Below are 1185 nucleotides of genomic sequence, written 5' to 3' on the forward strand. Positions count from 1 at the left end.
CTAAGCGCCTGTTGAGAAGTGTTGTCCGTAACCCTCGGGGAGCCAGGGTGAGGTCCAGGGTGCGGCGGTGGTGAGGTTGTCGGTGTCGGTGCGGTGCTGGAAGAACGCATGTGCTTGACGGACTCGGTCGGCCATGGTCGCGGGTGCGGTGTTGGCGATGGTGCGTTTCAAGGCCGCCCAGATCCGTTCGACGGGGTTGTCCTGTGGGCTGTATCTGGCGCCTTCGATCACGTGCAGGCGAGGGTGTTCAGCCAGCCATTTCTGGGTGATCTTGCTGTGGTGGGTGCTGCCGTTGTCGCAGATCACGGCGATGACGGGTGCCTCGGGGTAGGCGTCGAGCAGTTGCTGCAGGAAGTAGCAGAACACTTCGGAGACGTTCTTGACGCTGACGTGGTGGTGGAAGGCGCCGGTGGCCAGGTTGATGGCGCCGTGCAGGGTGCGGCGCAGGTTCGTGCCCGGGGTCAGGATCCGGTGCCGGATCCCGGCGGGCATCCAGCAGGATCGGATACGAGGTAGTAGATCCAGGTGAGTTTCGTCCTCGGCGAGGACGACCGATCCGGTGGGCAGGGCGGCGATGCGCTGGCGGATGTCAGCGCAGATCTGGTCGCGGTTCGGGTCGCTCTTGGCGATCAGTCGGGGCCGTGACCAGCGGGCTTGTTCCCGGATGCGGCGGCGCAGGGTGGAGAGGCTGATCTGTGGCCGGCCCAGGGTTCGCCAGAGGCTCGCGGTGGTCCAGGCTCTGGGGATCATGAGGAGCCGGTGGATGCGTTCGCCGAGTCGGCGGCTGCCTTTGCGGGGCCGTCCGCTGCGGGGCCGGTCGGGGAGTCCGGCGAGGCCTTCGCTCTGGTAGCGGGCGATCCAGCGGCGGACGGTGGTGGGGTCGTAGTGCAGCAGGTCGGCGATTTCGCTGGCGGACATGCCCCCGGCGGACAGCACCACGATCACGATCCGGGTGGCGGTACGCCAGGGCCCGTGCAGGGCGGTAATCAGTTCGGTGTGTTGCTCGGCCGGCATCCGGGCGTAGACGTGCGCGGGGCGCATACTGGTGGTGACCTCGTCGGGGGTTTAGGGCTTGTGTGGAAACTTGATCCGAACCCACGACGAGGTTTTTCTGTGACTATGTCCATCTTGCCGGGTGAGTCTTAGCTGAGGCCGTTACGTGCAGAACCTTTGCGCACGTGCTTA

The 1185-nt window shown here is 65.8% G+C and carries 1 protein-coding gene; it reads right to left on the minus strand.

The genetic code is table 11. From position 1 onward, the window contains the following. Positions 1-1041 (minus strand): IS630 family transposase, encoded by a 1041-nt coding sequence (locus tag Apa02nite_RS50725; protein WP_203831580.1) that lies wholly within the window; start codon positions 1039-1041, stop codon positions 1-3. Between the last annotated feature and the right edge of the window lie 144 nt (positions 1042-1185).

It is taken from the genome of Actinoplanes palleronii, assembly GCF_016862315.1.
Lineage (GTDB): Bacteria > Actinomycetota > Actinomycetes > Mycobacteriales > Micromonosporaceae > Actinoplanes > Actinoplanes palleronii.